Source organism: Aminobacter ciceronei (genome assembly GCF_014138625.1).
In the GTDB taxonomy this organism is placed as follows: domain Bacteria; phylum Pseudomonadota; class Alphaproteobacteria; order Rhizobiales; family Rhizobiaceae; genus Aminobacter; species Aminobacter ciceronei.
This window is the reverse complement of record NZ_JACJHY010000023.1, coordinates 110,270-116,699: the sequence shown is the minus strand read 5'-3', so window position 1 is coordinate 116,699 and position 6,430 is coordinate 110,270. Positions and strand designations below refer to the sequence as shown.

At 61.7% G+C, this 6,430-nt stretch carries 5 protein-coding genes; all 5 read right to left on the bottom strand.

Annotated features, from left to right (window positions below; translation table 11 throughout):
* A partial coding sequence (locus tag HNQ95_RS22230) for a Rossmann-fold NAD(P)-binding domain-containing protein (protein WP_512747407.1) occupies positions 1 to 767 on the bottom strand: 767 nt, incomplete at its 3' end.
* 288 nt (positions 768 to 1,055) lie between these two features.
* A complete protein-coding gene (locus HNQ95_RS22225; RefSeq protein ID WP_067958134.1) occupies positions 1,056 to 1,304 on the bottom strand; it encodes an aa3-type cytochrome c oxidase subunit IV in 249 nt (82 codons plus the stop codon).
* Between the two features lie 447 nt (positions 1,305 to 1,751).
* Positions 1,752 to 3,065 (bottom strand): ABC transporter substrate-binding protein, encoded by a 1,314-nt coding sequence (locus HNQ95_RS22220; protein ID WP_067958131.1) that lies wholly within the window; start codon positions 3,063 to 3,065, stop codon positions 1,752 to 1,754.
* A 47-nt stretch (positions 3,066 to 3,112) separates the two neighbouring features.
* Positions 3,113 to 3,892 (bottom strand): N-acyl amino acid synthase FeeM domain-containing protein, encoded by a 780-nt coding sequence (locus tag HNQ95_RS22215; RefSeq protein WP_067958128.1) that lies wholly within the window; start codon positions 3,890 to 3,892, stop codon positions 3,113 to 3,115.
* 156 nt (positions 3,893 to 4,048) lie between these two features.
* Positions 4,049 to 6,358, bottom strand: a complete 2,310-nt coding sequence (locus HNQ95_RS22210) for a putative bifunctional diguanylate cyclase/phosphodiesterase (protein ID WP_067958125.1) — start codon at positions 6,356 to 6,358, stop codon at positions 4,049 to 4,051.
* Positions 6,359 to 6,430 lie beyond the last annotated feature (72 nt).

The window sequence follows — 6,430 nt, the reverse complement described above, 5'->3', positions numbered from 1 at the left end:
ACGATGTCCTGCTTGGCGATGTGCTCGGCGGTCAAGGCCGCCTGCTTGGCCTGATACTCCTTGGACATCTCCTTGGCGTAACCGCCGGCGGTCTCGGCGGCCTTGAACTCCTCGTCTTCGACGGCGAGGAACTTGGCGCCGAGCGAGGCGACCTGCTCCTTGACAGCCGGACGCACGTCGGTGGCCGTCACGATCGCGCCCATGCGGCGTGCGGTGGCGATCGCCTGCAGGCCGGCAACGCCGACGCCCATGATGAACACCTTGGCAGCAGGAACCGTGCCGGCTGCCGTCATCATCATCGGCAGCGCCCGATCATATTCGGCAGCACCGTCGATGACCGCCTGGTAGCCGGCGAGATTTGCCTGCGACGACAACACGTCCATCACCTGGGCTCGGGTGATGCGCGGCATGAACTCCATGGCAAACGCCGTCACCCCCGCCTTGGCCATCGCCGCCACACCGGCCTCGTTGCCATAAGGATCCATGGTGGCAAGCACGGCAGCACCCGGCTTGTAGCCCTTGACCTCGGCCTCCGAGGGACGGCGCACCTTGAGCACCACATCGGCCTTGGCGGCATCACCGGCCTTGCCGATGACAGCCCCCACCGCCGCATAATCGGCATCGGGAATGCGCGACAAGGTGCCCGCACCCGTCTCGACAACAACCTCGAAGCCAAGACCCACAAGGCGTTTCACCGTATCCGGTGAAGCACCCACACGGCTCTCAATCGCATCCAACTCTCTGGGTATGAATATCGTCTGGCCCACCGTGACGTCCTTTCGGCTGGAACCTTACCAAACGTAAAGTGCCGGACGCACACAGACGCGTCGGCGCCTTACCAACGAAATCGACTGGGCTAGTGACGAAAAGACCGCCGACGCACCCGCACCAAAAACTTATCAGGACCATGCCCTGCCGGGCGCTTCGCCGGCAAGGTTATTGCGTGCAGCCGCTTTTGGTCCACGCCCTTCGCAGGAAGACCGTCGGTTCAGCTTCGACCGGAAATTGGCCGTGACAGGAACCGGCGCGGGAACCCGGCGGCTGCCGGAAATCAATCAGCGGATATGGGTCGGCACGTCGCGCAGCAGATAGCCGCCGACGCCGCAGATGATCAGAAACAGCACGAGGCTGGAGAAGAAGCCGGCCGGCGTAAAGAAGCCGAAGGCCATGGCGATCATCAGCGCCACGCAGAACAGCGTGCCGTATTTGGACAGCATAATGAACATCGAATAGGTTTTCTCGTGCTCGGCGTAATCCATCTGCGCGCCAAGTTCGATCGGGCCGGTCGGCGTGGTATCAGCCATGAGAGTCCCCTCCGGAAAACGAGTTCAAGGGCACATACCTAAATGCGCGCTGCAGGGCAATGGAAAGATTGCCCCTTTGGCTGCGACAAGATTATCAATCCCCAACGGGGAAATAAATGCTCATTTGATCAAACGCAAGCGTTTGTTGCGAAAGCGATGACTGATATTGCGATGCCGGAATGGTGGCGGGTTTCGAAAAGCAGGGTGGCTGGCAGTGCGGAGGTGCCGTCCAGATGCGAATGAACGCCTAGCGGACCTGGTTCGCGACTGGTCAGGCTGGGGCGGGTTCAGGTTGCGGCGGTTCAGGCCGGAAGCCTTCCGACTACCTGGGTGCGCCGGGCTCCGCACTGGCGGTGGATGAGGGCGAGAATGAGTTCAGCATGATCAGGCAAGGGCACGCCGCCACAGCGAGAGTCGCGCCGATTACTGGCCAAGGGGACAATGATGCTAGTTCTTGCAAGCCTCGTTGAGCGACCATGGCGCATGCGACGTGGCGAACTTGTTGGCTTCCTGATCGACCAGCGGGGCGATCATCTTGGCATCGGCGGTCAGCGGGTGCGATGCCTTGACGAAGCGGTTGCCGTCCCACTGCAAAAGCCAGGCGCTGCCATTGCCGGCATGGTTGGCGCAGGTCGTCGCGAACGAGCCGATCATGCCTGACATGCCGAGGGCTGCCAGCCTGGCATCGTCGATCTTGAGGTTCTCCAGCCCCCAGCGCATCTGTTCGCCGCTTATCAGCCTTTTGTCGAAGTGCTCCTGGGCCGCCTTTATCGCCTCGGCCGACAGCATCGAGATCATGACGCCGCGCTGGTAGAACAGCTTGTCGGGCGCCTCGGCAGGCGTCTGCGACTTGCCGGCGTCGATGACATATTTGCGGATGTCCTTGATCACCTCGGCATCCGGCACGGGCAGGTTCCACGACAGGGCGCGATAGCCCTTGGCCGCCTCGCCCACAGCCTTCAGGTCGTCGTCATGCGCCGACCACCAGATGCCGACGAGCCTGTCCATCGCAAAGCCCGATCTAACCGCCTCGGCCAAGGCACCCGCATTCATCGCGCCCCAGCCCCACAAGAGCACAAAATCCGGGCGCTCGGCCTTGATCTTCGCCCATTGCGCCGACTGGCTCTGCATCTCCTTGGCCGCCACAGGCACGGGCAGCAGCGTGAAGTCAAAACTGTCGGCATATGCCTGCAACAGCGGGATCGGCTCCTCGCCATAAGGACCGTCGAGATGCAAAAGCGCGATCTTCTTGCCACGCAGATTGTCGAGGTCGTCGCCCGATATGCCCTTGAGCATCATCGAGGCGCCGTCCCAGTAGCTGACCGGAGGATTGAAGGCCCAGGGAAAACGCTTGCCGTCTGCCATGGCCGAAAAGCCGTATCCCGGCGCGAGCACAGGTACCTTGTCGACGCTGGCCTTGGGCAGCAACTCAAGAGTGATCGCGGGCGACCCGGGCTGGGTGACAAGGCTCGACGCCTTGGCCTTGTCGTAGCACTCCAGAGCCTTGTCGACGCTGAAGCCGGTCTCGCACTCGTCGTAGTTCAGCCTGATGCCGTTGATACCGCCGTCGCGCTCGTTGAGCATCAGCATGTAGTCGCGCTGGCCGTCCATCAGCGGAGTACCGGCATCGGCGAAAGGGCCGGTGCGAAAGGTCATATTGGCGACGGTGAGCGTGTCTCCAGCAGCCAGCACCGGAGCGGGCAGGATCATCCCGAGCAGCAATGCGGCCCGCAACAGGTGTTTTGTGGTCGGCGTCGTCATTGTTCCCGCGGATTCCGGATCACATTGCCGCCGACCTTACGCGAAGCTCAGGCGGCTTCGCGAAAATATTTTGCCGTCGGCAGGATGGTCAGCGGCGCGAGCTCGCCCATCGGCTGCCTGCTGAACATCAACCTTTGTTCCATCGGCGTCGACTTGAAGAATGGGAAACGCTGGAACGAGCGCTCGCGGATGCTGTTGACGTCGGCGCGATAGAGCACGACCTGGTAGTTGAGGCCGGGATAATCGCGCAACTCGCCGATCTGCTCCGACTTGTAGATGCGACGGTAGAAGCCGGCATGCTCGGGACGAATGGTCGACAGGCAGTAAGGCGCGTCGAAATAGAAGCAGGCCATGCCGGCCAGGCGCAGCGTGAGATAAGGTATCTGAGGATAGACACGCGACCAGTCCGGATCTGCAGCGAAGCGGCTGGGATCGACGAAGTTGGCGCCGGCCGCCAGCTGGGGGCGCAGGATATCGCCATAGACGGTCGTCGACGGCGACGCCGGCGTGTCGCGACAGGCATGATGGATGCGCAGCGTGCTGACCAGTTGACCATCGATGTAGATGCCGAATTTGTAGCAGTTCTCGGCATCGTCGAGATCATCATGGATGGTGTGGTCGGGATTCTCCGACACCATGTCGCTCAGACGGTACGACTTGTAGCGGAGGCGATAGATGTCTTCGAGGTCTTCGCCCTTGTCGCAGCGCCGGTATTCGGCCCGCTCGAGCAGACTTGAAACATGGCTCGCGAAACTCGAGCCTTCACCGGACACACTGCCACTCTTGACGTCGGCGTCGCCGCCGGACGTCGCTTGATGGATCGTCATGGTATTCCCCGTACTTCCGCCCAATCGAAGGGTAGCGGAGGCCGGTTTGATGTAAAGATAAAATTCAAAATGTTCCTATTTACCTTCCATTAAGGTTAACAATTAATGGAAAAACAAGCGTTTTTGCCAGTTGCGCGACCTGCCCTTCCGCTTACTTTATCGACGGGCTGAAATGCGTGCGAGACCGATGTCCTTGGCAAAGGGCCAGACGGTGTTGGACATGGTTTCAATGCCGGACGACGACAGCGCCGAACCGAACAGGAAGCCCTGGACGAGGTCGGGGTGGACCTCGACAGCGAGGATCTTGAGCTGTTCGAAGGTCTCGACGCCCTCGACGGTGACCGACAGGCCGAGCGGCCGTGACAGGTCGACGATGCCTTTCAGCAGCTTCAGCGAGCGCGGGTTCTGCGCGACATCGGCAAGGAAGCTGCGGTCGATCTTGACCTTGTCGAGCGGCAGCTTGTGCAGATAGCTCAAGCTGGAATAGCCGGTACCGAAGTCGTCGAGCGCAATGCGCACGCCCAGTGCCTTGAGTTCCTCGATGTAGCTGCGCGTCGACGACTTGTCGTCGAGCAGCGCCGTCTCGGTGACTTCGATTTCGAGACGATGCGGCGCGAGGCCTGAAGCCACAAGCGCGCCGCGGACCTTCTCGACGACATCGCGGTCGCGGAAGTCCTTGGCGGACAGGTTGACCGACACGCCGATCGGCGCCGGCCACTTGGCGCATTCGGCGCAGGCCGCCTGCAGCACGAAGGTGCTGATGTCGGAGATGATGCCCATCTCCTCGGCGAGCGGAATGAAGGTTGCCGGCGAGACCGGGCCAAGCTCTGGATGGTCCCAACGGCACAACGCCTCGCAGCTGGCGATACGCATCGTGCTCATCGAAACGATCGGCTGGTAGACCACGCGGAGCGCGCGCGCTTCAACCGCATTGCGCAGATCGGCCTTCATCAGCTGGCGATTGCGGAAGGCGGCGTCCATCACCGCCTCGAACAGCTGCCAGCTGTTCTTGCCGGATTCCTTGGCCTTGTAGAGCGCGAGGTCGGCCTTGACGATCATCGCATCGACATCGGATTCACGCACCTTGCCGAGCACGGCGCCGCCGCTGGCCTGGATGCGCAGCACATGGCCGGCGACATCGACCTCGCCCTGCAATTCGGCGAACATGCGGTCGAGCATCAGCTTGAGATGGCTCTCGTCATCGACCTTGTCGAAATAGATCATGAACTCGTCGCCGCCGAAGCGGCTGACCTTGACGGCATCGGAGGCAAACGCTGCCAGCCGCTCGGCGACGGCGTAGATCAGCCCGTCGCCGACAGGATGACCAAGCGTGTCATTGACGCTCTTGAAGTCGTCAAGGTCGAGCACGGCGAGCGCGCACAGCCGTTCGCGGTCGCCGGAGAGTACGCATTCAGCCGCCACTTCATGGAAATAGGCGCGGTTGGGCAGCCCGGTCAGGCCATCGTAGCGGGCCATGAAACGAATCTTCTCTTCGGCGGCGACACGAGCTGTCACGTCCTCGAAGGTGATGACGCCAAGCTCCTGGCTGCCTTCGCGCGCCGAGAACTCCAGGCACTGGCCGTTGGCGAGCGAGACCAGAACCTTGCGGTCCCTGCCCTCGCGCAAAGCGCGGGTCAGCTGTGCCTCGATGTAGCGGCAATCCTTGAGCGCGAGTTGGCCGCCGGCGACGCCGCGCATCAGCAGGCCATGGATCGAGCGGCCGAGCAGCGCCTCGGGCGATTTGACCGACATCAGATGCGCAGCTTCCGCGTTGGCCACAGCCACGCGACCGTCGGGGCCGAGCATGACCAGGCCGTGCGACATGGTGTTGAGGGCACGATTGAAGCGCTGGGCGATGCGGTTGGCCTTCTTCTCCTCCGACACTGCGGTGAACAGCACGTCGCGCACCGTATCGGCGAATTTGCGGATGGCGTAGAGGAACGGCGCTGACAGCAGGCCCAGGAAGACGTGGTAAAAATCGCCACGCAGCAGAAAGCCGAGCGAGATCGCCCAGGTCATCGTCACGGTGAAGATCATCACCATGCGCGGCGAGCCGTAATTGCGGCCGGCAATCGAGGTGGCCGATGCAAGCGTCACGCAGACCGAGGCGATTTCGGCGAAAGGATCATAGGCGAAATAGATGCCGGCGAGGCAGAACGAGCCCAGCGCCAGGCCATGCAGAGTGCCATAGAGGATGTAGTCGTTTTCGCGCTTGTGCGCTTCTTCCCACGTCGTGGCAGCCGGTAAGCTGTTGTATTTGCGGAAGTTTCGCATGCGCAACGTGGCGACGAGCACCATGAACAGCGCAACGACAAGATAGAGCGGGTGAGCGGTTTTCCACCAGACGACGCCGATCAGGACCGTCTGCGCAACCATACCAACAGCCAGCGTCGCGCCATCGCGGAAAAGCGTTTCCACGAAGGGTATGTAGACGTCGACCGGTATCTCGTTGTTTCTTCTGCGCATCCGAGGCCTGCCTGGGAGGCCAAGGACTGCCACATCCACCTTAAGAAAGGCTTAGAAAGCGCGCACTTATAC